Below are 26,496 nucleotides of genomic sequence, written 5' to 3' on the forward strand. Positions count from 1 at the left end.
TCTGACGGCGCTGCGCGCCACGGCCGGAGGGGAGCGCGATGTGGGCACCGCGCGCGAAGCATCGTTTCATTTTTTCAGTCCTGCGCCCCGCACTTCGAGGCTGATCGTATCGAGCACCTGCCCGCCCGCATCCACCAGTTCCACCCGGTGCCGCCCGGGCCAGGGCAGCCATGCCCATTGCACGCCCCGGCCCTGCACGCGGCCATCGATGCGCCAGCGCAGGTCGGCACGCACCTCGGAAGGCGTCGCCGCGAACTGCAGGCGCTGGCGGTCGGGCGGAATGTCGGGGTCCAGCGCCACGATGGTGCCGGGCGCCGGGGCCAGGATGCGTGCGCTGGGCGCCTGCAGGCCGTCATCGGGCGCTGCCGGCACGGGGCGCACCGGGTTGGGACGATTTTGCCGTGCTGCCGCCGTCTTGATTGGCTGATCAGCTACGTTATCGATCGCAAAAATGGGTTGTTGCGTGCCGGCGATGAACCACTCCTGCCGCGCGCTTTCGAGCAGGCGGGTGCCACCGGGCTCGGGGCCGAAACGCACGGCGGCCTGCAGCATGCCGGCGGGCGGCGCGGGCGGGTTGCTGCGCGCGCCCGCGCCGGAGCGGTGCAGCCAGCCCATGATCTCGGCCCAGATGGGCGCGGCGCCGCTGGTGCCGCTCACGTCGTGCATGGGGGCGCCGCTGGCGTTGCCCACCCACACACCCACGGTGTAGCGGCGCGACCAGCCCATCGCCCAGTTGTCGCGCATGTCCTTGCTGGTGCCGGTTTTCACGGCGGTCCAGAAGCGGGTGGCCAGCACGCTGTCGGTGCCGAAGGTGCGTGCGCGGGCGTTGCCGTCGGACAGGATGTCGCCCACCAGGAAGGCGGCACGCGGGTCGATGGTGGGCGTGCCGGTCGATACAGCCACCGTGGGCGCAGCCATGGGGGCTGCAGCGGTGGCCCGCACGGGCGCCCTCGCCGCGCTACTCGCTGCCGTAGCCGGCGCCACGGCCACGGGCCCGTATCGCCCGCCGTTGGCCAGCGCGCGGTAGGCATTGGTCAGCTGCAGCAGCGGCACCTCGGCACTGCCGAGCGCCAGGCTGTAGCCGAAATAGTCGCCGGTCTCGCGCAGCGGCAGGCCCAAGGCGCGCAACTGCCGAAAGAACGCATCGGGCGACACCATCACCAGCGTGCGCACCGCCGGCACGTTGAGCGACGCGGCCAGCGCCGTGCGCGCGGACACCCAGCCCTTGAACTGGCGGTCGTAGTTCTGCGGGATATACAGGCCGCTGGCGGTCGGGATGTGGGCGCTCGAATCTTCGACGAGCGAAGCCGCCGTGAGCCGCTGCTCGGCAAACGCCTGGGCATACAGAAACGGCTTGAGCGTGGAGCCGGGCTGGCGCAGGGCCAGCACGCCATCGACCTCGCCCGCCTGGCTGAGCATGCCGGACGACCCGACCCACGCCAGCACCTCGCCGGTGGCGTTGTCCAGCACCACGACCGCCCCGTCTTCCACATTGCGCCCGCGCAGTTCGCGCAGGTGCTGGTGCAGCGTCTGTACCGCAAAGCGCTGCAGCGGCGCGCTCAGGGTGGAGGCGACACGCTCGCGGCGCCGGGGCGCTTCTTCGGCCGGGGCTGCGCCGGGCGATGGGGCCGGCTGGTCGGCTTGGCGCAGCAGATAGCGCGCGAAGTGCGGCGCCACGCCATCGGTCCCGTCGAATGCACGGCGCTGCAGCGCGGCGGTGGTGAACAGGTCGAGCGCGTCGCACGATGGCACCACGGGCTTTTGCATTTCGCGCAGCACGCCGCAGGCCCGCTGCGCCACCACCGCAGGCCGGGCGTTCGGCGCGCGGACCAGCGCGGCGGCCACGGCGGCTTCGCGCTCGTCCAGGCCGTGCGCGGCCTTGCCGAACAGCGTGCGCGAGAGTGCGTCGATGCCCACGATCTCGCCGCGGAACGGCACCAGGTTCAGGTAAGCCTCCAGCACCTGGTCCTTGCGCCAGCGCCGCTCCAGCACCTGGGCCGCCACGGTCTGGCCGAGCTTTTGCACGACGGTGCGCCCGCCCGGCCCCTGGCGCCAGTCGCCGTCGAGCAGCCCGGCCAACTGCATGGTGAGCGTGCTCGCGCCCCGCGTGCGCTGGTTCCACAGGTTGCCCCAGGCAGCCGCCGAAACCGCGCGCCAGTCCACGCCGCTGTGCTCGTAAAACCGCTTGTCCTCGCTGAGCACCAGCGCCGTGCGCAGCGCGGGCGACACCTCGGCCAGCGGCACCCATTGGCCGCGCCGCACCGTGGCGTCGGTGCGCAGGCGTTGCAGCACCTCGCCCTCGCGCGAGAGCACCAGTGTGTCGGAGGGGCGGTAGTCCGCGCGCACTTCATTGAAGGTGGGCAAGGCCCACGCGGCCGGGGCGGCGATGCCGGCCAGGGCCAGCGCGAACAGCGCCCGGGCCACGGCCACCGCGGCTACGCCGTGGCGAACAGCGGCGGTGCCCATACCGGAGGAGACCTCGCGCCGGCAAAGCGCATGGCGCCGCGAGGTGGCGATGCTGCGCACTGCCGCGAGAAAGTCCAGGGCCATGGGAAGAAGGGATGGGTCGAAAAATGAAAGCGGAGGCCGGCCCGCAAGACCGGCGGCGACCGGGGATTGTCGCCCCTACCGGCGCCACCTTTCACCCGGCATTGCACCGGGATGGCCGCACCCCGGATTGCAGACGCAGGGCGGGCCCTTCCGATTCTCGCGCAGGCATCGCCGCGCACTGCCGGAGGACCTGCACGGACCCTGGGGACTTTCGCCGATCGCACCGCACCCTCGTGTAACCTTTGGCGCAACGCCACTTCGCTCCGGCATTGGTCACGGAGCTAGCTGGCGGGTCCTCTCCGGCGGGCCTTGGTGCCATGCCCCAGGGGACTTCCCGCTTTCTCGCTCGCCATGATCCGGGCCGCAGCCTGCGCTGCGCTCCCGGGCCATTCATGCGCCCCTGTGCCCTTGCGCCATGGCGGCGCACGCCGCGCGCCTGCGCACCACTCCATCGAAAGGCCACTGCCTTGCCTTGCTTTTTCGCACCCCGCTTCCTGGCCGCCGCCATGGCCACCACCGCCTGCCTGACTGGCAGCGCCGCGTTCGCCCAGGACATGAAGCCGCGCCTGTCGGCCCCGCTGCCCACCACGCAGAACGCGATGATCAACAACACGCAGATCACGACGGAGGATTTTCGGCAGGCCTACGTCAGCCAGTCGCCGCAGGTGCGGCAGCAGGCCGAGCTGTATCTCACGGGCGTGCTCGACGCCACCGAGGGGCGCGCATGGTGCGACTACCCCACGCTCAAGACCATCACGATCGATGAGCGCTTGTTCACCGAGCTGAAGAAGGTCGATGGCCCTGCCCTGCAGCAGCGCGCCTCCGAAACCCTGGTCGCCATCCTGTCGAAGCAATTCCCCTGCCGGAGCCCGCGTTGACCAAGCCCATCTTCGAGAACCTCAAGTCCAACCACTATTCTTCCGACCGCATGCAGCCAACCCGCTTTCTGGATGGCGCCAGCGTGTACCGCGAAATCGGCTACGACATGGACCAGTTGAAGCGGCAGAACGCGGGCTATGAAAACACCTGCGCGGTCCGCATGAGCCTGGCGCTGCTGAAATCGGGCACCGGCATCACGGGCCGCTTGAAGATCAAGGAAGGCCCGCTCAAAGGCCGGTTCGTGGAGTCGGGCGCCAAGCTGCTGGCCGATCAGCTCATGCAGCGCGGCGTGCTGGGCTATCCGCAGATCCTCACGGCCGACAACGTGCAGGCAAAAATCCAGGGCAAGCGCGGCGTGATCTTCTTCTGGAAGATGGCCAGCTACAGCGGCGGCCACATCGATCTGGTGGAGTCCACCAACGCGGCGTCCGTCTGCAGCTCGGCCTGCTACTTCGACTCCAAGGAAATCTGGTTCTGGCCGCTGGACTGACGCACGGCGGTGCGGGCCGTGCTGCCGGTAGCGGCAGCGTCAGCATCAGTTCTTGGTGGCGGGGTCCCAGTGCTCGGCGATCTTGCCGTTCTCGATGCGGAACATGTCGAACCAAGTCGTCGTGTACTTCTTGGTCGGGTCCTGCGGGTCCGTCATCTCCCGAACGAAGCTCAGGATCACCTTGTCGCCCTCGGCCGTGATGGCGACCAGCGGTGCCTTCACGCGCGGCTCGATCGGCTGGGGTGGCACGAACTGCGAGAAGAATTCGATGAACGCCGCCCGCCCTGTGGCCACCGTGGGGTTGTGCTGGATGTAGTCCTCCGCCATGTACTTGGGTGCCAGGTCCATGTGGCCTGCTTCGAACACCTCGCGCCAGAAGTTGTAGACCAGCCGCTTGTTCCACGCCAGCCGCCAGTCGTAGCTCTTGAGCAATTGCTCATGGTCCGGCTGCTCCACCACGGGCACCTGGGCATGGGCCGCCACCGGCAGGATGACGGCCACCGCAAGAACGCATTGCGCGAACAGTTTCTTCATAACCCCCCCTTTGAAAATCGATGAACACCGGGCGATTTATAGCCCTGTGCAGCCACGTTCAGGGAGGTGCATCAATGTTTGTGGTGAGCCGATGTTTCAATCCTCAAATTTGCTCAACGCGAGAAAAAAACAGGCTTTTGCGAGGTAGGCGCATCACCACAATGCAGCGCCGCCGGTCACCCGGCCCGGCAGCACTGCCTGCCTGCCTGCCTGCCTGCCTGCCTGCCTGCCTGCCTGCCTGCCTGCCTGCCTGCCTGTCTGACCGACCGACCGACCGAAGCAGCTTCAGGATTCGATGTCGAGCATGCGTCGGCGCGGCCTGCGGACCGTGGCGGCACGGCGCCACACGCGCAACACATGGCGGGCCGCACGCGCCAGTGCGCCGTCGAGCGCTGTGCGCCAGTCCTTGGCCACCGACGACACCACCACCGGGCCTGCGCCATCGGTGCGCAGTTCGATCTGGCAGCGCTTGTCCACCCCGCCACGGGGGCCGTTCACATCGACGAGTTGAACGTCGGCGCGGGGCACCTGCTCGCTCAGGCGCCGAAGGACGAATCGCACCCGGCGATCGACGGTTTCGCGCATCAAGGCTGCTTCGGGATGGCGGGATTTGAAAAAGATCTGCATCAGCGTTCTCCTTGGTTTGAACCCGCACCTTAGCCCGTGGCCTGTGCATGGCCCAGCAGATTTTTTCTGCTGAGAGCCTCCGTTAAACCTGCTGCGTCCAGCAGCGGCTTGAGCAGACCGCAGGTTCGGCCCAGCCGATGTATGGATCAGATAAATCCTGCTTCTGACCTTGCCGCCATGGCCCCACATTCGAGGCTCAACCACAAAAGGAACGCATTCCATGAAAACACTGTCTTCCCTTGCTGCCTCGCTCGTCACCGCTCTGCTCGACAACGGACGGCAACTGCGCTGGACCGTGGCGCAAGCCAGCCAGGCGTTGCGGTCACCCGCACTGGTGCCAGTGCGGATCGATGCCATCCGCCGTGAACAGCCCGCACGCCGGAACCGCCACCGCGACTGACCCCTCCAGCACCTTCCAAAAAAAACCGCAAACCAACGAAAGAAACAAGATGCGCAGCTACCCTACCAACAGCCCGGAAGCGGCGGCCCGGATCGTCGCCCTGCTGCTGATCTCGGACGGCCACGTGAGCCGCTCGGAAATGGAGGCCCTCGACGGCCTCCACGTCGAACGTGAACTCGGCCTGGCGCCCGGCGATTTCGCCGGGGTGCTGCACTCGCTCTGCGAAGACCTGCTAATGGGTGCGCGCGAGCGCCGCTTGCTGACCGGCGGCATCGACCAGGCCACCCTGTCCGCGCTGCTGGCAGAGGTGACCGATACGGAGTTGCAGAACCGGGTGCTGCACTTCGCCGACACCGCAGCAACGGCAGACCGCCATGTGGCGGCAGCGGAGGCGTGGATCATGGCATCGGCACTGAAACAGTGGCGGGCCAGCGAATTGCCAACGCAGCACTGAGGCATGGCTGATCAACGTTGCGCACCGCGCCAGAACGAAAAGGCAGGGCCATTGGCGCCCTGCGCCGCGAGGTCGGGGGTATTGATCCCCTCGCCCCCTCTGCCCTCAACCCTTACTCATTCCGCCCGTGCCGCGCCTTTGCCGTCACGTGCCGAATCCACCAGTTGCCGCACCAGCGGGTGATGCTGGCCGCGGCGCGACCAGATCGCATGCACTTCCTCGCTGATGTCGGGGCAGTCGCCCAGCAGGCGCAGGCCGCGCACCAGTCCGACGTCCTGCGCGCCCAGTTGGCTGACGGGAAACACGCCGAGCCCACGGGCCGCAAACACCGCCAGCAGGGCGCTGTCTTCGAACTCGCCCACGATCCGAGGGCGCACGCCGATGTCCTGAAACCAATGGTCCAGCGTGGATCGCAGCGGCGAGTGGAACGTCGGCAGCAGCACGGGAAGATCTTGCAGCGATTCCGGGAACCGGTCTCGCGCCGGCTTTCTGACGAGCGAGGCCGGGCCGTACCATTGCACGGAAGATCGGGCGATCCGCTCGCTGGTCAGGCGCTGGTTGGGGTTTCGGGGTGCTGCCTGCCCGGCCAGCACCACGTCGAGTTGGTGCAGGGCCAGCTCCGACAGCAGCTGGTCGAACTCGCCCTCGTGACACACGAGCCGCAGGTGCGGCGTTGCCAGCACCGGCTCCAGCAATGCATGCGCCGCCAGCTTGGAGATGCCGTCGGAGAGTCCCACCGTCAACCGCGCGACCTTGGCGCTGGCGGCCTCTCGCACTTCTTCGGCAATGCCCTGCCCCAGCTGGAAGATTTCCTCGGCCCGCGCATAGGCGGCTTGGCCCGCCTCGGTCAGCACCATGCCGCGGCCCGAGGGCTTTAGCAGCTGATGGCCCAGCGCCTTCTCCAGGTCGCGAACCTGCGCGCTGATGGTCTGTACCGCCATTTCCAGGCGATCCGCCGCGCGGGCGAAGCCGCCCTCCTTCGTGACCATCCAGAAATAGTAAAGGTGCCGGTAGTTCAACATGCAGTCGCCTGTTCGAGAAAACCGAATACTAAGTTCGGCTGAACCTGGTGTCCATGAAGAGCCACCTTGACCATACTGGACTTGTTATTTTGAAAGGATGACATCGATGTTCTACGCAATCAGTTGGTTTCTCTCGTTCATGGTGCTGGGCTTGTGGTCGCTGACCTGCTGGGGCCTGCATGCGTTGACGGTCTGGGCCGTGACGAGTGCAGGGGCTTTGACAGGCGGCGCTTCGGCCGCGAACGTGGCCCTGTTGCCGGATTGGGTCAGGGGCTGGATACCGCCCGAACTGGCCCGGGAGTTCGGCGCCATGATCGCCTCCACCGGCCCCATCGTTCAGGGGGCACTGGACGCCATGCCGGCCCTGGCCGGAACCGCCACGGTGCTGGCCTGGGCCATCTGGGGACTGGGCACGCTGGTCATCCTGGCGCTGGCCGTTGGCGCCCATCTGTTGATCGCGTTCTTCAAACGCCGCCGCAGCGAACCCGGCTTGCCGCAGGCCACGGTGGCCCGGTAACGCGGCATCGCGGCATAACGACATTCAGGCATTGCGGCATCGCCTGAAGACGCGTTGAGTGGAACCCGTACGTTCCTGGGCGCATGCGCTCAGGGACGTATCGCTTTCACTGGTTGGAGATGATGGTGAGCAGATCGCCGCGCACCTCGGGGTTGTCCGTGTATTTTTTGTACAGCGGCGCCATGCGGCGCACATAGGGCGAGAAGTCCGACACGGTCACGAACTGCACGCCCTCCTTCGCGACATTGGCCCGGGCCGAGACCACGCGCTTTTCCCACAGGCTGCGCATCAGCACGGCGGATTCCTTGCCCGCTTTTTGAAACGCCTGCTTGTCCTCGGCGCTCAGCTGGTTCCACAGCTTGGTGGACACCACCAATGCCTCGGGCGAGATCATGTGCTGGTCCAGCAGCATGTACTTGGCGACCTTGTAGTGCCCGGTCGATTCGTACGAAACGAGGTTGCCCTCCGCGCAATCGATGGTGCCGCTGCGAAAGCCTTCCAGCACTTCCTTGTACGGAACGACGACCGGCGTGGCGCCGAGCAGCTTGACCATTTCGATGTACGTGTCCGACTGCTGCACGCGGACCCGTTGCCCGTTGAGGTCTTCGCGCCGGGCGATGGGCTTGTTGGCGCAGTAGAACGAGCGCGAGCCACCGTTGTACCAGCCCAGCACGACGAAGCCGGAGGCCTTGAGCTTCTCGGACAGGCGCTCGCCCATGCTGCCATCGAGGTAGCGGAACATGTGCGAGGCATCGGTGAACAGAAAAGGCAGATTGAAGGCCTGCAGGCCCGGTGCTGCCTCGGCCAGCGGCCCCAGATTGAACTCGGCGACGTCGATCTCGCCGGCCTTGAGCATGGTCACCGCCTTGACCTGGTCGCCCAGCACGGCATCGGAAAAGAGCTTGATGGAATAGCGGCCCTTGGTGGATGCCTCGACTTCGCTGATGAAGCTTTTCATGGCTTCGGTGACCGGATAGCCGTCCGGGTGGGTGTTCCAGGCCCGAAGCGGGGTCTGTGCCCATGCCGGTGCCGCCACCCCCATCGCCGTCCCAATCGCCATCACCGATGCCAGCACCGGAAAAATCATCTTGCGCATCCGCTCTCCCCGAAGTGTTTGAAAAATTCTGCTCCGCCGCCACCGCCCCCCGCGCGTGAAACACGGTACTGGGGCGCGCTGGCATGGCCTGCGCATTCTCCGAGGGGTGCTCAGCCGTAGCAAGCGGTTCGCGCTGGCGATGCGACGGCCAAACCACAGCCCGCCATCCACCCCAATTGGCGAGCGGTGCGGGATGTGATAGCCGTGGGGCCGCTCAGGCGGCGGCCTTCACTTGCAGTTCAGCGTGAGCGTCTTTGTCGCGTCGATGCGGTAATCGCAACGCTCCACCTTCTTGGGCAGCGGGACATCGACCGTGCGCCCATCGGCGTAATGGCAGCGCAGGTTCACGCTCCGGCCAGCGGCGTACACATAGCCCAGTTGCCAGTGGCCGACGCGCTCCTTGGCGCTGTCGGGAACCAAGGTCGCAAGGTCCTCGACCGGGCCGTCGAAGACATCCACGCTCCGCAAAGGTTGCCCAGGCTGCGCGGGGCACACCTCGGCCGCCTGGACGGTCACTCCGCCGCAGCCGGAAGCCACGGCGATAAGGAGAGCCAGCAGGGGCCTAGTCAACCACATAGAACTTGTCTCCATTGTTCGAATTCCCATGGGCGCCCCAACGCAGTGTCCGGGGGCCAATGGCCTTGGGGCTCGGAGGCGTGACGTACTGGTCGTACACGCTGATGCCCGCCGGGCTCTGACCGACGTAGATCGCAGCGTGCCCGTGGTAGTTGCCACTGGCATCAAAGGTCGCGATGACGGTACCCGGCATCAACTTGGTGTTGCCCTTCACGGCCGCGCCTTTCTTCCAGGCGCCAGTGGAAGGAAGAGTCGGGCAAACACGCTTCACATAGGAAACGCATTGGCCACAAAGCTCCGTGCCTTTGGTGTCGCTGCCCGACGGCGCCGTTTCGAAAGGCTCTTTCGACGAGGTCGGAGCGCATGTCCACTTGCCGACGGGCGCATCCGCATTTTTCGCGTAGTTCGCAGAGATATAAGCCATGAAACCCGTTCGTGAGAAATAAAGGAATCGCTGCAGTCAGCGGTCAGCGGGCTGCCGCTTCCACCTTCACCCGGGCGTTCGGCGTTTCGCCGAACATCTCGGGCGCGTACATGGCTTCCACGCGGCTCGGAGGGAGTGCGAAGTCGCCCACGTTGTTCAGCCGCACGGTGTACTCCGCCTTGATCGTTCCTTTCGGCAGGTACTCGTAGTAGCTGCGGTACGCCTCGAAGCTGCGCTCTTCAAAGGCGGGCCAGCCGCTGCCTTCGCGCTTTTCGCCCTGGGTCGCGATCTCGGAATCGCGGCCCAGGCCGCTGCCGAGGATGGTGGCGCCGCCAGGGATCGGGTCGGTCAGCGCGACCCAGGTCATGTCGGCGCTGGCGTTCACCTCCAGCGTCACGCGCAGCACGTCGCCGCGGGTGTACTTGCCGGGCACGGCTTGCTCCACCGGCGTGATGGTCTTCTTGATGGCGTAGCCGGCCGCGAACGGCGCCTTGAGCTGGACGGCCGCGACCGACTGCAGCGTGAGCCACGGCTTGCCCGTTCCCTGGTGGGTGACCGCCAGGTTTTCCTTGCCGCCCGTGGACGACCAGGGCAGGAACATGCCGTTGTTCTTGAAGTTGCCGGGCGATGCGGGCGCGCCGAACCAGGTGGTCTGGTGCGCGGCGCCTGTGGCATCGGTCGTCTTCACGCGTTCGACCTTGGCCCAGTCCACGCTGGCGGTGTTGGCGCCCATGGCGGCGCGGGTCGTGCCGGCAACGGGCGTGGCTTCGAACTTGGCGCTGAATTTCTCCAGTGCCAGGCCGCCCCACAGGTTGGCGGTGGTGGTGTGCCATGCGCCGTTTTGCTGGCGGCTGATGAAGCCGTTCGCCAGGCGGCCCATGTCGTCCTTCCAGGCCGGGTCGTCCATCACCGCGAGCATGAGGCGGGCGGTGTTGACGTCGCCGTTCTGCATCAGCCACCACCAGTAGTCGTCCCGCTCGGTGCTGAAGATGAGCTTGGTGCCCTGGTAGCTCAGGCGGGCCTTCAAGACCTGCGTGGCCTCGGCCAGGCGCTGGTCGCGCTGCGGCACATCGTTCACGCGCTTGAGCACGTTCAGCCAGTCGATCACGGTGTGGGTCGGCCACTGGTTCGGCGCGATGGTGACGCTGCCCAGCATGCGGCCCGTGGCCTTGCCGTAGCGCGAGAGCGCTTCGATGGCGGCGATCTTGCGCATGTCCAGGTCCTTGCGCGGGCTCCAGAACTCGCGCTGGATGCGCCCTTCCACGAACGCGGTCAGCCCGCGCTCCATCGCAGCCCGGGATTCATCGGGCAAGGCGAACTCTGGGTACAGGCTCGAGGCCTCGTGCGCGGCCGAGAGCAGGTACGCGGTGAGCGTGTCGCTGCCCCGGTTGGCGCTGCCGGCCTGGGGCGGGAAGTAGTTGGCCAGCCCGTCGCCGTCCAGGTAAGTGGGCAGCTGCGCCATCATGGTCTGCCAGAGTTTGCCGTCGCGCAGGCCCACCGACTTGCTGGTCTTTTGCTCCAGGCAGGCGAAGGGGTAGTTGGCGAACCAGTCGCGCACGCCAGGCAGGCCCTCGGCCAGTTTGGGCTGCAGCGACATCTTCAGCCCGCCGCGGCCCGGCAGCGCATCGGCCGGCGGATTCACGTCGATGTTGAAGCTGCCGTCCACCTGCACCAGCGTGGCCTGCTGCACCGTGAGCGGCACGGCGGGAATGATCCGCTGCGTGGCCTTGAGCGCATCGCGCGCTCCGTTGGCGCCGGCCGTGTCGCGGGCCTCGATCTCCCACAGGATGGCCTCGGTGCGGGTTTGCGCCAGCTGGGCCGGGGCCGTCACGGTCCACGCCACTTCGCGGGATTCGCCGGCGGGAATGTCCACCGTCTGCTTATCCAGCTGCAGCAGGGTGGCGCGGGCGGCCACCTCCACCTTCATGGCGGCCTGGGTGGTGTTGCGCAGCGTGACCTGGGCGCGGAACTGATCGTCCTCGCGCACCAGCGGCGGCAGGCCGCTGATGATCTGCAGATCCTGCGTGGCGCGAATGCTGGTGCTGCCGGTGCCGAACAGGCCCGTGCCGGCATCGGCCACCGCCACGATCTTGAAGGTGGTGAGCGCGTCGTTGAGCGGCACGGTCACCTTGGCCTGGCCATTGGCGTCGAGCTGAATGGAGGGCTGCCACAGCAGCAGCGTTTCAAGCAACTCGCGCGCCTGACTGTGGCCGCCCCCGCCGCCCGCCGGCACGGCCTTGCGGCCATAGTGGCGCCGGCCGATGATTTCCATCTGTGCAGTGGAGGTCTGCACGCCCCAGGAACGGCGCTGCAGCATGGCGTCCAGCAGGTTCCAGCTGTTGTTGGGCATCAGCTCCAGCAGGGCCTGATCCACCGCGGCCAGCGCCACCTCGGCGCCCGCAGCCGGCTTGCCGCCGGGCAGCGTGGCGGTGATGGTGACCTGCGCCTTGCCGCGCACGGGGTAGCTTTCCTTGTCGGCCGCGACCTTTACCTGGATCTGGTGGGCCTGCGTGCCCACGCGGATTTCGGCCACGCCCAGGCGGTAGGCGGGTTTGGACAAGTCCACCATCGCCGTGGGCGCGACGTATTCCTTGCCCTCGTACCAGAAGGCGCTCCACCACTCGGTCGGTGCCTTGAAGCCCCAGGTGAAGAAGCTGTACCACGGCACCTCGCGCAGCCGCCCGCGCAAGGCGAGCACGCTCACGTAGACGTTGGGGCCCCAGCCCTCTTCGATCTTGACCTGCACGGTCGGGTCCTGCCCGTTGAGCTGCACCACGCGCATGTCGATGATGCCCTCGCGCTCCACGCTGACCAGGGCCGTGGCATGGCGGAACGGCATGCGGACCTGCAGCTTGGCGGTTTCGCCAGGCTGGTAGCTCTTCTTTTCGGGCAGCAGATCGATGCGGTCGTGGTCTTCGCCGCCGAACCACAGCTCGCCCTGGCGCGTGACCCAGACGGACGACGCGGCATCGGCCGTGTTGCCGTCCTTGTCGCGCGCCGTGGCCACCAGCTCGACCTCGCCCGCCTCTTCGAGCTTGGTCTCGCACAGCAGCAGGCCGCGCGAATCGCTCTTGCCGGTGCAGACGGTGCCCAGGTCTTTCGTTTCGGTCTTGTTGTCGTAGCTGTAGAAGCCGCCCACCATGCGCTTGCGGCTGGTGGTCGTGATGCGGGCGATGGCCTGCACCTGCAGCGGCACGCCCTCCTGCGCCTTGCCGTCGATGCCCAGCGCCAGTGCCTGGAACCGGATCTTCTGCGAGGCCGAGACCCATCCTTCGGTCTTGATGCCGGCCACCACCGCGGCAGGCCACAGGGTCTGCGTGCTGCGCAGCGTCTGCACTTCGCCGCTCGGGTCGGCGTAGGTCGCCTCCAGCAGCAGCTCTTGCGGCTGGCGGGCCAGCGGAACGTTGTCGATGGCGAGCTTGCCGGCGCCGTTCTTATCGAGCGTCAGCGGCAGCTTGTCGGCGATCACGCGGGCGTCCTGCTCGGCGGCAGGCTCTTCGTCGTCGCTCTGCGTCTGCGTGCCCGTGCGGCGCTGGCTGGGCGGCGTGAAGCTGAAGGCGTCGAAATCGCTCCACTGGGGGGACTTGCCCCGCACCAGCGCCGACACCCGCACCGGCAGATTGGCGGCGCCGCCGCCGGAGACGTAGTTCACCTGCACATCGGTGGGCACCGAGCGCACGCGCACCAGCGGCTTCTTTTCCGTGGGCGTGATGCGGCCTTCCAGCACTGGCAGGCGGAACTCTTCCACCCGGAACTGGCCGGACTCGAAGCTGCTGCGATCGGGCGCACCACCCTGCAGCTGCACCTGATAGACGCCGAGCTTGGCGGCCGGCGGCACGGCAAAGGTGTTCTCCGCGCTCAGGCCGCCGGTGGCGGTCTTGCGCCAAGTCAGGCTCTGGGTGTACTGCTGGCCGCTGCCCACGTGGGTGATCACCAGCGTGTCGGGTTGCTGGTCGGGAATGCCGAAGCCCTTGCGGTTCTCGGTGCGGATCAGGTGCTTCATCGATACCGTTTCGCCGGCGCGCAGCAGCGTGCGGTCGAACACGGTATGGGCGCGCTCGTCGGGCCGGGGATCGGAACTGGTGGGCAGATTGAAGCGCCAGGGCTCGATGCCGCGCTGCCAGTCGCTCCAGGTGAAAGCCATGTCCTGCGAGCCGTCGGCGCCCGGGGCGCGCGCGCTGACGAAATACGCCTGGCCGCCACCGTATTCGCCTTGGCAGATCGGCGGCTCGGGCGACAGGCCGTTGAACTGGGCCACGCCCTGCGCATCGGTGGTGCCCGTGGCCAGTTCGCGCCCGTTGCAGTCGGACACGCGCACCTTGGCGCCTGCCACCACCTGGCCCTTGTCCAGCGTGGTCACCCACGCGGCGGAATTCTCGCGGCCCAGCTTGAAGTGCACGCCCAGGTTGGTCACCAGGGCCGAAGTGCGCACGTACATGGTGCGGCCCTCGCCGTGGCGCTCATCCAGCAGCGACTTGCCCAGCAGGGGCGAAGCGATCTCGACCACGTGAAAGCCGGTGGGCAGCGGAATGCCCACCACCTCGAACGGCCGGGGGTCGTTGTTGACGGGCTTGGGCAAATCCAGCGTCTTGACACCGCTCTGGCCGGACAGCAGCGACACCATGCGCGACTGCACGTAGTCGCCGTCGTCGTTTTCCAACGAAGCGGGCAGCGGGCCCTTCACCTCGCGGCGCGCATCCTTGCGGCTCACCAGGTAGCCGTCATAGCGGCGCACCTTGTGGAACCACGCGATGATCTCGGCGTCGCTGCTCGGCTGCATGGTGCTCACCTTGGATTGCTGCGCGCTGGCGGCGCCGGCTTCCAGGCCCTGCACCTTGAGCGCTGCCTCGACGTTGCGAAGCGTCACCGGCAGCATCGCGGGCTCCTTGGGGCCTTCGGCATAGCGCTCGACCACGCCGAACGGCGACGCGGCGAACTTGGCCAGCGGCGGCATCGCGCCCGTGCCCACCTTGAGCGGAAAGCTATCGGCGTTGCGCAGGGTGCGGCCGGAAGCGTCCTTGAAATCCTTGGGCAGTTGCACGGTGAACGCCGTTTGCGCCGTGAAGGGTGGATCGAAGCGCAAGCCGTTCACCACCGTGTCGCCGTCGCCTTCGCCCTCGATGCGGGGCTTGAGCGTTTCCTTGTCGGATTTCAGCCGCACCGCTTCGGCCAGCTTGCGCGGCACGGGGGCGTTGAACGACAGGAACATGGGGCGGATCGGCAGGCAGGCCGACTGGGCGTTCTCGCGTTCGCAGCGGAAATCGGCCGCGAAGGGCTCGCGCACCTTGTACTCGTAGCGCTTTTCCACGGTGTTGGCCACGCCGCTCGGGGTGGCGACGCCTTTGCCGAACACGATCTGCACGCGCCCGCCGGAGGTGAGCCGCCGGTTGCACGCCAGCGTGACGAACTTCAGCGGCTCCTTGGCCGCGGTCTTGTCCAGCCCTTGGGAGGCCAGCAGAGCCTCGCGCTGGGGGCCTTCGATGAGGCGGACCGGAATGCGCTCGCCCACGCCGTCCGCCACGCACCAGGTGTTGGCCTGCAGGCTGGCCACCGTGGCCGGGCCATTGAGCTGCAGCATGAAGAACTGCTCTTCGTCGATGGACTGGTAGGTGCCGGGGCGAATGCTCTGCACATACGGTCCGCCGCTATTGAATTGATAGCTTTTCGCGCCCGCCAGTTCTGCGCCGGAGGCCGATTTGAACCCTGCCTTCACCTGCGCGGTGCAGCGCACGCCGGGCGGCAGGTCGCCCTTGAAGTCGTAAACCCATTCGCGGTCGCTGGTCCAGCGGCCCGTGCCCTGCCCGGCCTCCGCGTCGGCGCAGCTCACGGTGAGCGGCGCCGGTGCCTTGGGGTCGCCGAAGTTGACCGCAGGGCCGTCGAACTTGGCCACCGCCTGCCGCACGCGGGATACCTCGCCCTGGGGCGAGAAACTGATGATCGAAAGAGCGTGCGCCTGCGCAGCGGCGCACATCACCGCAGCGAACGCCACGGCGCGGAAAGAAATTGCTGTTGTCATTGGTTTGAACGGAATATGGACGGGCCCGGCTGGGCCGTCTTCCTCTCGGACCGGCAGCGTAGCCCATCGGCAGGGTCCGAACCACCAGCGGGGTGACGCAGTTGTAAATGGCCTACATGCCCCGAACCCATCCGTCCGGGAGAATGACCGCAACTCCACCCCTGGCGCGCCCATGCCCCCCCCAACCTCCACCCGCCGCTGGGAAATCGATGCCGTCCGGGGCCTGATGCTGGCCCTGATGACCGTCACCCACCTGCCCACGCGGCTCACGCAGCCGCTCGGCCAGCCGTTCGGGTTCGTCTCGGCGGCCGAGGGCTTCGTGCTGCTGTCGGCCTACATGGCGGGCATGGTGTACGGCCGCCTCGCCTGGCGAAAGAGCGTGGCGGACATGCGCCAAGCGTTCTGGCGGCGCGCTCTCAAGATCTACGGCTGCCAGGCGGCCACGCTGCTCTTTCTGTTCACCGTGATCGCCTTCATCGGCATCCGCGTGGACGAGCCCGCCATCAAAGGGATGATGACCTTCTACCTGCTGCACCCGCTGCAGGCGCTGGTCGGCGGGCTGCTGCTGGTGTATGAACCGCCGCTGCTCGACATCCTTCCGCTGTACGTGCTGTTCATGCTCGCAAGCCCCTGGGTGATGACGTTCGCGCTGCGCCGCGGCTGGGCGCCGGTCATGGCGGGGAGCGTGCTGCTGTGGGTGCTGGCGCAGTTCGGCCTGTCGCGCTGGTTCTACGACGGCATCGCGGCGGTCATGCCGATGCCCATTCCGTTCACCGAAACCGGTGCCTTCGTGATGTGGGGCTGGCAGTTCCTGTGGGTGCTGGGCCTGTGGATGGGCGCCAGCCGCAACGATCCCGACGCGGCGCCGTTCGAATTTCCACGCTGGTCCGTGTGGGTGGCCTGCGCCATTGCCTTGGTCTGCATGGTGTGGCGGCACACCATCGGGCAGGTGCCTTTCGGTGACAGCCGGCCCGAGCTGAACCTGTTGTTCGACAAATGGGCGCTGGGCCCGCTGCGGCTGATCGACCTGCTCGCGCTCACCCTGCTGGCGATCCGTTTCGGCCCGACGCTCGCGGCCAGACTGCCCCGCCAGCACTGGCTGGAAACCCTGGGCGCGGCCTCGCTGCCGGTGTTCTGCGCGCACCTGGTGGTCGTGCTGCTGACCCTGGTGTTCATGGGTGCGGACTACGAGCGGCCCTGGCCGCAGGACATCGCCCTGCTGATCGCCTGCTTCGCCACGCTGTACGCCGTGGCGCGAGTGACGCTGTGGATCGACAAGCCACCGGGCGACGATGGCCACCCGGTGCAGCCGTCGCCGAACGGCGCTGCGCCGTCAGGCGGGACCAAAAAGAACGGCGGCCTGCCGCCAGGCAACGCCCTCGGCAAGACTGCCGTGGGGGCCGACAGTCAGCGCTCGGCGCTGACCCGCACCAGCGCGGCGCTGCCGACGCCCTTGCCCGTCGCGGCGGTGGCCGCCGTGGCCGTGGTGGCTGGCGAGCTGACGCCCGCTTCCAGAGTGGGCGCGGAACTGGGCGCAGGCGTGACGAACGCGCCGATCACCGTGCGCCAGAGGTCATAGCCGGCATCGTTCATGTGCAGGCGGTCGGGCCCGAACAGTTCGGCGCGCGGGGTGCCGGAGGTATCGAGCATGGCCGAGAAGACGTCGATGTAGTCGCTGTTGGGCACGGTGCGCACGTATTGCGACAGCAGGGCATTGGCTTGCCGCATCTGCGGCATGAGCGACACGCGGGACGGGCTCGGTTTGATGGAGATGTAGCTGATGCGGGTGTCGGGCAGTTCGGCGCGCACCGTCTGCACGAAGGAACGGAAGCTCTCCAGGATCTGCTCGGGCGTGCGGCCTTCCGCCAGGTCGTTGTCGCCGGCATAGACCATCACGTGGCGCGGACGGTACTGCAGCACCAGGTTTTTCACGAAATGGTTGCAGTCCGCCATGGTCGAGCCGCCGAAGCCGCGGTTGATGACCACGGGCAACTGGCGGAAATCTTCGGCCACATCGGTCCAGAACCGGATGGTGGAGCTGCCGACGAAGAGCACGCCGCCCGCCTGCGGCTGGCGTTGCTTGTCGGCCGCCGCGAAGGCTTCCATGCTGGACTGCCAGCGGGCGTAGGGAGACGGAGCCGCCGCCAGGACCGACGGCGCGGAAGGGTCTGCGGGCGGGAGTTTCAGCCCGGCGGCGGTGGCGGCGGGCGCCGCCTGCGCGGCAAAACCGGCAGAGGCCAGAACCAGGGTGAACAGGGAACGCGTCGATAGGGCCCGGAGAGAATGCATAGGCGGCTCCAAAAAGGACTGCAGCGGCGTGTGAGCGATTGTCTTGGCAGGCGTTCCCACCACATACAATTTTTACAAATTTACACCGGAATGCCCATCGGGCTTTCCCCTTGCCATGCCACATGCCTATCTTGCACCCTCCGACCCGGTTCCGTTCTGGCGACGCCTCAACCAATTTTTCGCTTTTCCGCTGCAAAGAAAACCGCTGCAGTACTGCACGCTGCTGGCACTGTGCAGCCTGCTGTACGGCGTGTTTTTCTTCCTGCCGGACTTTCTGGCGATCCTTTTGGTGGAAGTCGGCATTTTGCTGGCCGCCTCGCGCTACGGGTTCAAGGTCGTGGCGATGGGCTCGCGGGGCCTGCAGCGGGCCGCGGATTTTCCGGATGCGCTGGACGAAGAGTGGAAATACCTGCCCTGGAAGCTCTTCGGCATTCTGGTGGTGCAGGGCATCGTGCTGGGGTGGCTCAACCGCGTGAGTTCCGGCTTGGCGGAGCTGGCATGGCTGGGGGTGAGCTTTCTGCTGCCCGCCACGCTGATCCTGCTGGTGCAGACCGGCAGCCTGTGGGCGTCGCTCAACCCGGCCGCCGCCTGGGGCGTGGTGCGCACCATCGGCTGGCCGTACGTGCTGCTGTGCTTCTTCCTGTTCCTGCTGAGCCAGGGCGCCGCCATTGCGCTGTCGGTGCTGGGCCCCATCTTCAAGGGCTGGATCCTGCTGCCGCTGGGCAACTGGCTGTTCATCTATTTCGGCTGGGTGATGTGCAGCCTGCTGGGCTATGCCATGTACCAGAACCACGAGGCTTTCGACATCGACCTGCTGCCCGGCGGCGGTCTGGACGACGACGCCCCGCCGGACCGGCGCACCCCCAGGCAGATCGCCCAAGAGGCCATGGACGCGCTGGTGGCCCAGCAGATCACCGACGGCGATGTGGCGGGCGCCCTGGCCACGGCCTACGAAGACCAGCGCGTGCACCCCGACGAACTGCCCGCCCAGCGCCGCTACCACCGTGTGCTGGCGCTGACCGACAAGACCGAAACGCTGCTGAGCCATGCCCAGCGCTTCATTCCGCTGCTGCTGAACCTGGGCCAGACGACCGAGGCACTGAAGGTCTTCACCGTCTGCCGCGAACACGACGCGCAGTTCGCGATCGAAGATGCGGGCCACGTCCTGTCGCTGGCCACGACCGCGTGGAACGGCGGCGATGCCCGGCAGGCCGTCGCGCTGCTGGGCGGGTTCGACCGGCGCTTCAAGGGCCATGCGCTCGTGCCCAAGGCCTACGAACTGGCCGCTCGGGTTCTGCTGCAGGGCATGAACCGGCCCGACATGGCCCTCAAGGTGCTGGCCACCCTGCAGGCGCGGCATGCGGACAGCCCATCGACGCAGGAGGTGCAATGGCTGCTGCGCGCCCACCTGCCCCCGGCGCCCGCCCCGGAAGGCACGGCGCCATCGGCTTCCTGAAGCCGCGAAACCTGTCCTGGTTCAAAAACGATAGCTGCCAGCGCAGGTTCTCATTGGCTTTCAAAGAATTTTTGCCTTGAAGGCCAATCAAAGTCCCGGCAGTTTGCTCACCTTTCGATAGCAGCCCTCACTGCAGCCCCTGCAGCAGCCGCAGGGGCGCGCTGCCCGGCGCCAGTTGCTGGAGCTGCGGCAACCACGCCATGGCCTGGTCGCGGCGCCCCGCCTGCAGCAGCCCCGTCACGAGCATGCCCATGAGGTCGCCCAGTGCCGTGTGCTGCGGCGCGGTGCGGTGCAGGGCCGAGAGCAGCTTTTCGGCATCGCTCCAGTGCCGGCCCCGCACGAAGCCGCGGGCCAGCGCCGCCATGTCGTCGGGCACCAGGCGGGCGCTGGGCTTGGCGGTGTCCAGGTAGGTGCGATAGCTGGCGTGCTGAAAGTCCAGCGTGGCCGCGTCCTGCGGCGACAGGCGGAAGATGCGCCGCGCGGCCCGGTGGAAATCCTCCCCTGCGGGCCACAGGCTGGCCGTCTTGAACCAAGCGCTCAGCACGGGCAGATCGTTCGGCCTCAATTGCGCCGCGGTCCGCCACTGCACCAGCGCGCGCTCGAACTGCATCGCCTGGGCGAGCTGGCGGGCCTGGGCCACGTGGGCGTCGAAACCGTCATCGGGCTCAGGCGGCACGTCGGGCTCGGGCACGGCAATGGCCTGTCGCCGCACCAGCCCGGCGCCGGCCATCAGCGCGGCGCCCGTCAGCAGGCCGCCCAGGTGGGCCATGTAGGCCACGCCCTTGCCGGTGAACCAGTGCTGCAGCAGCTCGTTGGCGATCCACGCGGGCAGCAACAGCAGCGCAGGGGCGGTGACGTAGTTGAAATAGAAGAACAGTTGATAAAAGAACCGCACGCGGCGCAGGCGGTACAGCACTGCATACATGCCCATGAGCGCCGACACCGCGCCCGAAGCTCCCAGCCCGTAGCTGGCTTGGCCCGCGTAGGCCCAGCCGGCCATCAGCGAGCCGCCCACGGCCCCCAACAGGTAGAAGGTCAGGTACAGGCTCCGCCCCAGCGCCAGCTCGACCGAAAACCCGAAGAGAAACAGGAACACCATGTTGCCCAGCAGATGGGCCGTGCTGCCGTGCAGAAAGGCGGCGGTGATCCACGTCACGGGCCGCATCTCCGCGTCTTCCCGGTAGTTGTGCGCCCAGCGGAGGGTGAACGGCTCGGGCAGCGCGGCCTCGTAGCTCGCCCGGGCGGTCTTCCATGCGGCGTATTCGGGCTCGTCCTTGCGCACCACCTGGTCGGTATGCAGTCGGGCCTGAAAGGTTTCTTCACGCTCCATCCACTGCAGCAGCGCCCCCTGCCGGCCCGACGCCAGCAGACGCTTCGCGCGCCCGGCCTCGCGCCGGCTGGAATCTTCCAGCCACTGCACGAAGCGGGGCATTTCGATATCGGGCAACGGGCTCGACAGGTAGCCCTGCGCCGCGCGGTCGATGGCCTTGGCCTCCCACCGCTGCGGTCCCCAGAACACAACCAGGTTCACAAGGATGAGCAGCACCGTCGCCCAGGGCGGATTGCGCCACGACGGGCGGTGGTCCAGCGGAATCGCGTAGAACATGGCCGGCCGTGTGCGGCGTCAGCCCAGGTGCCGCAGCGTGCCGGCCGGCGTGCGGTCCAGCACCCAGTGCAGTGCGAGCGCGGGGCCGGTCACTGGGGCACGAAGCCGCTGCGCTGGATGATGCGCGTCCAGGCCTGGGTGTAGGCCTGCTGGCGCGCGCCCAGTTGCTGGGGCGACATCGGGGCCACGGTCAGGCCCATGGCGGTCAACTGGCGGTTCACCTCCGGCTGGGCGACCACCTTGGCCAGCGCCTGCGAAAAGCGCGTGACGAACGCGGCCGGCGTGCCGGCCGGCGCGTAGAAGCCGTAGTACGGAAGGTCCTCGAAGCCTTTCAGCCCGAGTTCGTCGAACGTGGGCACGTCCGCCAGGGCGGCCTGGCGCTGGGTGCCCAGCACGGCCACCACGCGCACCTTGCCGCCCTTGTGGTTCTCGATGAAGTCCTGCACCGAGCCCACGCCGGCCGGAATCTGGTTGCCCAGCATGTCGGCGATCATCGGCGCGCTGCCGCGGTAGGGCGCTGCCACCAGGTCGATGCGGTATTTCTCGCCGATGAGCTTCACCAGAAACTCGGGGGTGGAAGCCGGTGCCGGAATGCCCACCGCGCCCTTGCCGCCGCCCTGCGTCGCGATCCAGTGCACGTAGTCGTTGAACGACTTGGCCGGCAGGGCGCCGGACACCGCGAAGGCATTGACGAAGGTCGCCACGCCGCCGACCGGAATGAAGTCGGTCACCGGGTCGTAGCCCGGGTGCTTCACCACCTGCGGCAGGATCGAGATGGTGTGGTCGTGCGAGAGGAACACGGTGTGCCCGTCCGCCGGGGCCGCTTTGAGCGCCTGGGCGGCGATCTGCCCGCCCGCGCCGGGGCGGTTGTCCACCACCACCGTCGTGCCCAGCTCGTCCTTGAGCTTTTCGGCCAGCAGCCGCGCGATCGCGTCGGTGCCGCCGCCGGGCGGGAACCCCACCAGCACGCGGATGGGCTGCCCGCTGGCAGGCGCCTGGGCCGAGGCCAGGGCGGCGACGCCCGTGGCACCCGCCAGAACGGCGGCGCGGGCGACCTGCAAAACCCAGTGGCGGCGCGAAGAAGAACGGTGCATGAGCGGCTCCATGAAGTGTGCGAAACGGGAGAGCAGAAAACGGGCCGGTGCGGGCGGTCAGGCCAGCCGGCTGCGGTGGCGCGCCAGTTGGGCACGCACCTGCGCGGGCGCGGTGCCACCCAGCGTGTTGCGAGCGTTGAGCGAGCCGCGCAGGCTCAGCGCGTCGAACACGTCCTTTTCGATCTGCGGGTGAAAGCCCTGCAGCACGGCCAGGGGCAGTTCCGACAGGTCCACGTTGTGCGACACGGCGGCCTTCACGGCGTGGGCGACGGTTTCGTGCGCGTCGCGGAACGGCAGGCCCTTCTTGACCAGGTAGTCGGCCAGGTCGGTGGCGGTGGCGTAGCCCTTGAGCGCGGCCTGCTCCATGGCGGGCGCGTTGACGGTGATGCCGCCTTCTTTCTTGCCCGTGGCGGGGTTCAGCTGGCCGCCGACCATTTCGGCAAAGATGCGCAGCGTGTCCTTGAGCGTGTCCACCGTGTCGAACAGCGGCTCCTTGTCTTCCTGGTTGTCCTTGTTGTAGGCCAGGGGCTGGCCCTTCATCAGCGTGATGAGGCCCATCAGGTGGCCGACCACGCGGCCGGTCTTGCCACGCGCGAGTTCGGGCACGTCGGGGTTTTTCTTCTGCGGCATGATCGACGAGCCGGTCGTGAACCGGTCGGCGATCTTGATGAAGCCGAAGTTCTGGCTCATCCAGATGATGAGCTCTTCCGACAGGCGGCTCACGTGCACCATGCACAGGCTGGCGGCGGCCGTGAATTCGATGGCGAAGTCGCGGTCGCTCACCGCATCCAGGCTGTTCTGGCACACGGCCGGCGCGCCGTTCGCGTCCACCATGCCCAGCGTTTTCGCCACGCGCTCGCGGTCCAGCGGGTAGGTCGTGCCGGCCAGGGCGGCGCTGCCCAGCGGCAGCACGTTGACGCGGCGGCGCACGTCGGCCATGCGGTCGGCATCACGCGCAAACATCTCCACGTACGCCAGCATGTGGTGGCCGAAGCTCACCGGCTGGGCCACCTGCAGGTGGGTGAAGCCGGGCAGGATCACTTCGACGTTCTGCTCGGCCACGTCGACCAGCGACACCTGCAGCTCTTTCAGCAGATCGGCGATCAGGTCGATCTCGCTGCGCAGCCACAGGCGCACATCGGTGGCGACCTGGTCGTTGCGGCTGCGGCCCGTGTGCAGGCGCTTGCCGGCATCGCCCACCAGCTGGGTCAGGCGTGCTTCGATGTTCAGGTGCACGTCTTCGAGGTCGAGCTTCCATTCGAAGGCGCCGGATTCGATCTCTTGCTGGATCTGCGCCATGCCGCGCTGGATGGAGGCATGGTCTTCCCCGCTGATGATCCCCTGCGCGGCCAGCATGTCGGCATGCGCCAGGCTGCCCGCGATGTCGGCCTGCCACAGGCGCTTGTCGAAGAACACGCTCGACGTGTAGCGCTTGACCAGATCGCTCATGGGTTCGGAGAACAGCGCGGACCAGGCCTGGGCCTTGGTGGCGAGTTGGTCGTGGGAGGGTTGCGAAGATGGGCTGGAGGACATGGGAGGGCAATAATCCGGAGGTTCCGACAACCGGAACACCCGGATGCCGCAATGCAAGAGACGCAAATTTTATCGACCCGGCCCCAGCCACTTTCAGAAGACCCCCGCCAGCCCCTCGGCCGGCGGGTGCTGGTGTTCGACGCCTGCCATGCCGGCGTGATCCTGCGCGCGGTGCTTTTCGTGGAAGCGGTGCTCGGCGTGGGCGCCCTGTTCAACGCCGCCACGCCGCTGGAATGGCTCTCGCGGCTGTCGCTGTTGACCGGCGGCGCCCTGCCCGCCACGCTGGCCTGGCTGGTCACCGCCTGCAGCCTGAAGACCGTGCTGCAGCGCCTGTCGGTGGTCCAGCAATACGCCGCGGGCGTGGCCCTGGGCATGATCTCGGGCGTGTACGCCTGCGGCATGCTGGCGCTGGTGGGCGTGACCACCGACCCGCCGTGGCTGGCGAGCGGCGCCAGCGGCGCCCTGCTGTCGGCAGCGCTCGTTGCGGCCCTGGTGCTGCGGGCCCGCGCCCGCACGCCGGCCGCTACCACCGCGCGGCTGTCGGAGCTGCAGTCGCGCATCCGCCCGCATTTTTTGTTCAACACGCTCAACAGCGCCATCGCGCTGGTGCGGGCCGAGCCGGCCAAGGCCGAGGCGCTGCTGGAAGACCTGAGCGATCTGTTCCGCCACGCGCTCGTGGAGCAGGGCGAATCGGCCACGCTGGGCGAAGAGATCACCCTGGCGCGCCGCTACCTGGACATCGAGCAGGTGCGCTTCGAAGAGCGGCTGCGCGTGCAATGGTCGCTGGACGCCCGCGCCGACGGTGCCCGTCTGCCCCCCCTGCTACTGCAGCCGCTGGTGGAAAACGCGGTCAAGCATGGGGTGGAGCCCAGCCCGCAAGGCGGCAAGGTGCGCATCGTGACCGAGCTGCGGGGCAGCCGCGTGATCGTCGTCATCACCAACACCATGCCCGCTGCGCCCCAGCGCGACACCAGCCTGCCGCGCGGCCACGGCATCGCCCTGGCCAACGTGCGCGACCGCCTGCGCCTGCTGCACGACGTGCAGTGCGAGTTCAGCGCCGGCATGCAAAATGGCCGCTATCAGGTGCGCATTTCGCTGCCTACACGGTCCTGAACGCTCCTTTCGCCCTTGCCCCTGCACATCCGCCATGCACATCCTGATCGTTGACGACGAAGCCCTGGCCCGAAGCCGCCTGCGAACGCTGCTGGGCGACTGCGACGCGCGGCACACCTGTGCCGAGGCCGCCAATGCCGCCGATGCGCTCGCGCAGATGCAGCCCTCGGGCGGCCGCGCGTTTGACGCCGTGCTGCTGGACATCCACATGCCCGGGCAGGACGGCCTGGCGCTGGCGCATGCGATGCGCGCCCTGCCCTTCGCGCCCGCCATCGTGTTCGTGACCGCGCATGCCGATCACGCCGTGAGCGCGTTCGAACTGGACGCGGTGGATTACCTCACCAAGCCCGTGCGCCGCGAGCGGCTGGAGCAGGCCCTGGCCAAGGCCCGGCGCGCCTCCCAGCAGGGCGCACCGCTGCCGCTTCCCACGGCGCTGCCCGAAGGCGAAGCGCTGGTGATCCAGGACCGGGGCCGCACCGAGCGCGTGCCGCTGTCCGAAGTGCTGTACCTCAAGGCCGAGCAGAAGTACCTGACCGTGCGCACCGCCCTGCGCAGCTACATCCTGGACGGCTCGCTGAGCGAGCTGGAGGCGCGCCATGGCGACCGCTTCCTGCGCATCCACCGCAACGCCCTGGTGGCCCGCCGCGCGGTGCGCGCGCTGGAAAAGCACTACGACCCCGAAGAGGGCGAAGGCTGGGCCGTGCGGCTGCACGGGCTGACCGAACTGCTGGCGGTTTCGCGCCGCCAGGTCACGGCCGTGCGGGAAGAGCTGGCCCGCTAACTTCTAATGTTTTAGGCCGCCAGCGCAGTAAAGACGGCGGTACATTGCTATCAATAACATAGCAATCGAGCAAACCGGGTACGAAGGCCGCCAGCAGAGCGCTTCCTTCGGGCAGCGCCGCATCCGCGGCGGCCGCCGGCTCAGTGCGCGTGGGCCATCCCGCTCACCAGCGTGACCACGACCATGCCCGCCACCAGCCAGGCGATCTGCGCCACCGTCTGGCGCGCGCTCAGCCGCTTTTGCAACTGTGGAATCAGGTCGGCCAGCGCCACGTAGACGAAGCTGCTGGAGGCGATGGCCAGAAAGTAAGGCAGCCACTCCTGCAGCTCGCCGACCAGAAAGTAGCCCACCACGCCGCCGAGCGCGGTCACCGCGCCGGCCAGCGACACCTTCACCAGCGCCATGCGGCGGTTAGCGCTGGACTGGCGCAGCACCACCAGGTCACCCATGTGGTGCGGCACCTCGTGCGCCAGCACCGACAGCGCCGCCACCAGGCCCAGCCGCAGGTCGGCCATGAAGGCGGACGCGATCAGAATGCCGTCGCCGAAGCAATGCACGCTGTCGCCGGTGAGTAGCGCCCAGCCACCGCCGCGCCGCACGGGGCCGTCATCGCCGCCATGAACGTGGCCGTGGCTGGCGTGTTCCTGGTGCGCGGCGCCGTGGTCGTGCCCATGGGGATGTCCGTGGCCATGTCCGCGCCCGTGGTGATGGCCGTCGGAATGCTCATGCCCGTGGTGCCACAGCTCGGCCTTGTCGAGCAGGAAGAAGAACACCAGCCCCACCAGCAGCGTGGCGAACAGGTCGTGCGCACCGGCCTGGCTCTCGAACGCCTCGGGCAACAGATGCATGAAGGCGGTGGCCAGCAGCGCGCCAGCCGCCAGGCTCAGCAGGTGCTGCGGCCCCACGCCATGCCGGCCATCGCCCAGGCCCGCGCGCATGAACAGGGCGGCCACCCACACGCTGCCGATGCCCGCCGCCAGCGTGGCCAGGATGATTGCTGCCAAAGTCATGGTGTCTCGCGCTTTCCCTAGGGCCTCGC

Annotated in this window: 21 protein-coding genes and 1 pseudogene; 9 read left to right on the top strand and 13 right to left on the bottom strand. The window is 67.8% G+C overall.

Features of this window, described 5'->3' with window-relative positions:
• Window positions 1-66: 66 nt before the first annotated feature.
• Window positions 67-2,466, bottom strand: a complete 2,400-nt coding sequence (gene pbpC / locus BLT03_RS04470; RefSeq protein WP_175537671.1) for a penicillin-binding protein 1C — start codon at window positions 2,464-2,466, stop codon at window positions 67-69.
• Between the two features lie 590 nt (window positions 2,467-3,056).
• Between pbpC and BLT03_RS04475 the strand changes: the two genes are divergently transcribed.
• Both BLT03_RS04475 and BLT03_RS04480 read left to right on the top strand, forming a co-directional pair.
• Window positions 3,057-3,428 (top strand): Rap1a/Tai family immunity protein, encoded by a 372-nt coding sequence (locus tag BLT03_RS04475; RefSeq protein ID WP_092740703.1) that lies wholly within the window; start codon window positions 3,057-3,059, stop codon window positions 3,426-3,428.
• A complete protein-coding gene (locus BLT03_RS04480) occupies window positions 3,425-3,919 on the top strand; it encodes a T6SS effector amidase Tae4 family protein (RefSeq protein WP_217640139.1) in 495 nt (164 codons plus the stop codon). The genes BLT03_RS04475 and BLT03_RS04480 overlap by 4 nt, the downstream gene beginning before the upstream one ends.
• A 45-nt stretch (window positions 3,920-3,964) precedes the next feature.
• Here BLT03_RS04480 and BLT03_RS04485 read toward each other — a convergent pair whose 3' ends face one another.
• Both BLT03_RS04485 and BLT03_RS04490 read right to left on the bottom strand, forming a co-directional pair.
• Entirely contained in the window at window positions 3,965-4,453 is a 489-nt protein-coding gene (locus BLT03_RS04485) for a nuclear transport factor 2 family protein (protein ID WP_092740705.1), read from the bottom strand.
• A 285-nt stretch (window positions 4,454-4,738) separates the two neighbouring features.
• Window positions 4,739-5,080 carry a hypothetical protein gene (locus tag BLT03_RS04490; protein WP_092740707.1) on the bottom strand — a complete coding sequence of 114 codons (342 nt, stop codon included), beginning with the start codon at window positions 5,078-5,080 and terminating at the stop codon, window positions 4,739-4,741.
• A 220-nt stretch (window positions 5,081-5,300) separates the two neighbouring features.
• Here BLT03_RS04490 and BLT03_RS04495 point away from each other — a divergent pair, with 220 nt between their 5' ends.
• Together BLT03_RS04495 and BLT03_RS04500 are read left to right on the top strand one after the other, a co-directional pair.
• Window positions 5,301-5,480 (top strand): hypothetical protein, encoded by a 180-nt coding sequence (locus tag BLT03_RS04495; protein ID WP_092740709.1) that lies wholly within the window; start codon window positions 5,301-5,303, stop codon window positions 5,478-5,480.
• Between the two features lie 49 nt (window positions 5,481-5,529).
• Window positions 5,530-5,934, top strand: coding sequence for a hypothetical protein (locus BLT03_RS04500; protein ID WP_092740711.1), 405 nt, complete (start codon window positions 5,530-5,532; stop codon window positions 5,932-5,934).
• 116 nt (window positions 5,935-6,050) lie between these two features.
• Here the strand turns inward: BLT03_RS04500 and BLT03_RS04505 are convergent, their stop codons facing one another.
• Window positions 6,051-6,956 (bottom strand): LysR substrate-binding domain-containing protein, encoded by a 906-nt coding sequence (locus BLT03_RS04505; RefSeq protein WP_092740713.1) that lies wholly within the window; start codon window positions 6,954-6,956, stop codon window positions 6,051-6,053.
• A gap of 106 nt (window positions 6,957-7,062) precedes the next feature.
• Between BLT03_RS04505 and BLT03_RS04510 the strand changes: the two genes are divergently transcribed.
• Window positions 7,063-7,473 carry a hypothetical protein gene (locus BLT03_RS04510; RefSeq protein WP_092740715.1) on the top strand — a complete coding sequence of 137 codons (411 nt, stop codon included), beginning with the start codon at window positions 7,063-7,065 and terminating at the stop codon, window positions 7,471-7,473.
• A 106-nt stretch (window positions 7,474-7,579) separates the two neighbouring features.
• Here the strand turns inward: BLT03_RS04510 and BLT03_RS04515 are convergent, their stop codons facing one another.
• The 4 genes from BLT03_RS04515 to BLT03_RS04530 all read right to left on the bottom strand — a co-directional run bounded on the left by BLT03_RS04515 (window position 7,580) and on the right by BLT03_RS04530 (window position 15,585).
• Entirely contained in the window at window positions 7,580-8,533 is a 954-nt protein-coding gene (locus tag BLT03_RS04515) for a TRAP transporter substrate-binding protein (protein WP_175537672.1), read from the bottom strand.
• A 264-nt stretch (window positions 8,534-8,797) separates the two neighbouring features.
• Window positions 8,798-9,145, bottom strand: coding sequence for an STY0301 family protein (locus BLT03_RS04520; protein WP_092740717.1), 348 nt, complete (start codon window positions 9,143-9,145; stop codon window positions 8,798-8,800).
• Window positions 9,132-9,569 (bottom strand): BPSL0067 family protein, encoded by a 438-nt coding sequence (locus tag BLT03_RS04525; RefSeq protein WP_092740719.1) that lies wholly within the window; start codon window positions 9,567-9,569, stop codon window positions 9,132-9,134. Before BLT03_RS04525 ends, BLT03_RS04520 begins: the two co-directional genes overlap by 14 nt.
• Window positions 9,570-9,612: 43 nt before the next feature.
• Window positions 9,613-15,585, bottom strand: a complete 5,973-nt coding sequence (locus tag BLT03_RS04530; protein WP_092740721.1) for an alpha-2-macroglobulin family protein — start codon at window positions 15,583-15,585, stop codon at window positions 9,613-9,615.
• Between the two features lie 172 nt (window positions 15,586-15,757).
• On the opposite strand from BLT03_RS04530, the pseudogene BLT03_RS04535 reads away from it, so the two are divergent.
• A pseudogene (locus BLT03_RS04535) lies at window positions 15,758-16,888 on the top strand (OpgC domain-containing protein); the annotation flags it as partial.
• 104 nt (window positions 16,889-16,992) lie between these two features.
• Here BLT03_RS04535 and BLT03_RS24775 read toward each other — a convergent pair.
• A complete protein-coding gene (locus BLT03_RS24775) occupies window positions 16,993-17,874 on the bottom strand; it encodes an SGNH/GDSL hydrolase family protein (RefSeq protein ID WP_092740725.1) in 882 nt (293 codons plus the stop codon).
• A gap of 115 nt (window positions 17,875-17,989) precedes the next feature.
• Between BLT03_RS24775 and BLT03_RS04545 the strand changes: the two genes are divergently transcribed.
• Window positions 17,990-19,330 (top strand): tetratricopeptide repeat protein, encoded by a 1,341-nt coding sequence (locus BLT03_RS04545; protein ID WP_092740727.1) that lies wholly within the window; start codon window positions 17,990-17,992, stop codon window positions 19,328-19,330.
• 127 nt (window positions 19,331-19,457) lie between these two features.
• Here the strand turns inward: BLT03_RS04545 and BLT03_RS04550 are convergent, their stop codons facing one another.
• The 3 genes from BLT03_RS04550 to argH all read right to left on the bottom strand — a co-directional run bounded on the left by BLT03_RS04550 (window position 19,458) and on the right by argH (window position 23,563).
• Window positions 19,458-20,936 carry a rhomboid family protein gene (locus BLT03_RS04550; RefSeq protein WP_092740729.1) on the bottom strand — a complete coding sequence of 493 codons (1,479 nt, stop codon included), beginning with the start codon at window positions 20,934-20,936 and terminating at the stop codon, window positions 19,458-19,460.
• Between the two features lie 89 nt (window positions 20,937-21,025).
• On the bottom strand, window positions 21,026-22,030 hold the full coding sequence (locus BLT03_RS04555; RefSeq protein WP_092741080.1) for a Bug family tripartite tricarboxylate transporter substrate binding protein: 1,005 nt from the start codon (window positions 22,028-22,030) through the stop codon (window positions 21,026-21,028).
• A 57-nt stretch (window positions 22,031-22,087) separates the two neighbouring features.
• Complete coding sequence (argH, locus tag BLT03_RS04560; RefSeq protein WP_092740731.1) at window positions 22,088-23,563, bottom strand: argininosuccinate lyase; 1,476 nt, start codon at window positions 23,561-23,563, stop codon at window positions 22,088-22,090.
• A gap of 51 nt (window positions 23,564-23,614) precedes the next feature.
• On the opposite strand from argH, the gene BLT03_RS04565 reads away from it, so the two are divergent.
• Both BLT03_RS04565 and BLT03_RS04570 read left to right on the top strand, forming a co-directional pair.
• Entirely contained in the window at window positions 23,615-24,676 is a 1,062-nt protein-coding gene (locus BLT03_RS04565; RefSeq protein ID WP_092740733.1) for a sensor histidine kinase, read from the top strand.
• 34 nt (window positions 24,677-24,710) lie between these two features.
• Window positions 24,711-25,457 carry a LytR/AlgR family response regulator transcription factor gene (locus BLT03_RS04570; protein WP_092740735.1) on the top strand — a complete coding sequence of 249 codons (747 nt, stop codon included), beginning with the start codon at window positions 24,711-24,713 and terminating at the stop codon, window positions 25,455-25,457.
• 140 nt (window positions 25,458-25,597) lie between these two features.
• Here BLT03_RS04570 and BLT03_RS04575 read toward each other — a convergent pair whose 3' ends face one another.
• Window positions 25,598-26,467, bottom strand: coding sequence for a ZIP family metal transporter (locus BLT03_RS04575; RefSeq protein ID WP_092740737.1), 870 nt, complete (start codon window positions 26,465-26,467; stop codon window positions 25,598-25,600).
• Window positions 26,468-26,496: the final 29 nt, after the last annotated feature.

The organism is Paracidovorax valerianellae, assembly GCF_900102625.1.
GTDB classification, from domain to species: domain Bacteria; phylum Pseudomonadota; class Gammaproteobacteria; order Burkholderiales; family Burkholderiaceae_C; genus Paracidovorax; species Paracidovorax valerianellae.

Coding starts and splice junctions, on each gene's coding strand:
- pbpC (WP_175537671.1), bottom strand. CDS start 2,466: ATGGGCACCGCCGCTGTTCGCCACGGCGTAGCCGCGGTGGCCGTGGCC.
- BLT03_RS04475 (WP_092740703.1), top strand. CDS start 3,057: ATGGCCACCACCGCCTGCCTGACTGGCAGCGCCGCGTTCGCCCAGGAC.
- BLT03_RS04485 (WP_092740705.1), bottom strand. CDS start 4,453: ATGAAGAAACTGTTCGCGCAATGCGTTCTTGCGGTGGCCGTCATCCTG.
- BLT03_RS04490 (WP_092740707.1), bottom strand. CDS start 5,080: ATGCAGATCTTTTTCAAATCCCGCCATCCCGAAGCAGCCTTGATGCGC.
- BLT03_RS04495 (WP_092740709.1), top strand. CDS start 5,301: ATGAAAACACTGTCTTCCCTTGCTGCCTCGCTCGTCACCGCTCTGCTC.
- BLT03_RS04500 (WP_092740711.1), top strand. CDS start 5,530: ATGCGCAGCTACCCTACCAACAGCCCGGAAGCGGCGGCCCGGATCGTC.
- BLT03_RS04505 (WP_092740713.1), bottom strand. CDS start 6,956: ATGTTGAACTACCGGCACCTTTACTATTTCTGGATGGTCACGAAGGAG.
- BLT03_RS04510 (WP_092740715.1), top strand. CDS start 7,063: ATGTTCTACGCAATCAGTTGGTTTCTCTCGTTCATGGTGCTGGGCTTG.
- BLT03_RS04515 (WP_175537672.1), bottom strand. CDS start 8,533: ATGGCGATTGGGACGGCGATGGGGGTGGCGGCACCGGCATGGGCACAG.
- BLT03_RS04520 (WP_092740717.1), bottom strand. CDS start 9,145: ATGTGGTTGACTAGGCCCCTGCTGGCTCTCCTTATCGCCGTGGCTTCC.
- BLT03_RS04525 (WP_092740719.1), bottom strand. CDS start 9,569: ATGGCTTATATCTCTGCGAACTACGCGAAAAATGCGGATGCGCCCGTC.
- BLT03_RS04530 (WP_092740721.1), bottom strand. CDS start 15,585: ATGACAACAGCAATTTCTTTCCGCGCCGTGGCGTTCGCTGCGGTGATG.
- BLT03_RS24775 (WP_092740725.1), bottom strand. CDS start 17,874: ATGCATTCTCTCCGGGCCCTATCGACGCGTTCCCTGTTCACCCTGGTT.
- BLT03_RS04545 (WP_092740727.1), top strand. CDS start 17,990: ATGCCACATGCCTATCTTGCACCCTCCGACCCGGTTCCGTTCTGGCGA.
- BLT03_RS04550 (WP_092740729.1), bottom strand. CDS start 20,936: ATGTTCTACGCGATTCCGCTGGACCACCGCCCGTCGTGGCGCAATCCG.
- BLT03_RS04555 (WP_092741080.1), bottom strand. CDS start 22,030: ATGCACCGTTCTTCTTCGCGCCGCCACTGGGTTTTGCAGGTCGCCCGC.
- argH (WP_092740731.1), bottom strand. CDS start 23,563: ATGTCCTCCAGCCCATCTTCGCAACCCTCCCACGACCAACTCGCCACC.
- BLT03_RS04565 (WP_092740733.1), top strand. CDS start 23,615: ATGCAAGAGACGCAAATTTTATCGACCCGGCCCCAGCCACTTTCAGAA.
- BLT03_RS04570 (WP_092740735.1), top strand. CDS start 24,711: ATGCACATCCTGATCGTTGACGACGAAGCCCTGGCCCGAAGCCGCCTG.
- BLT03_RS04575 (WP_092740737.1), bottom strand. CDS start 26,467: ATGACTTTGGCAGCAATCATCCTGGCCACGCTGGCGGCGGGCATCGGC.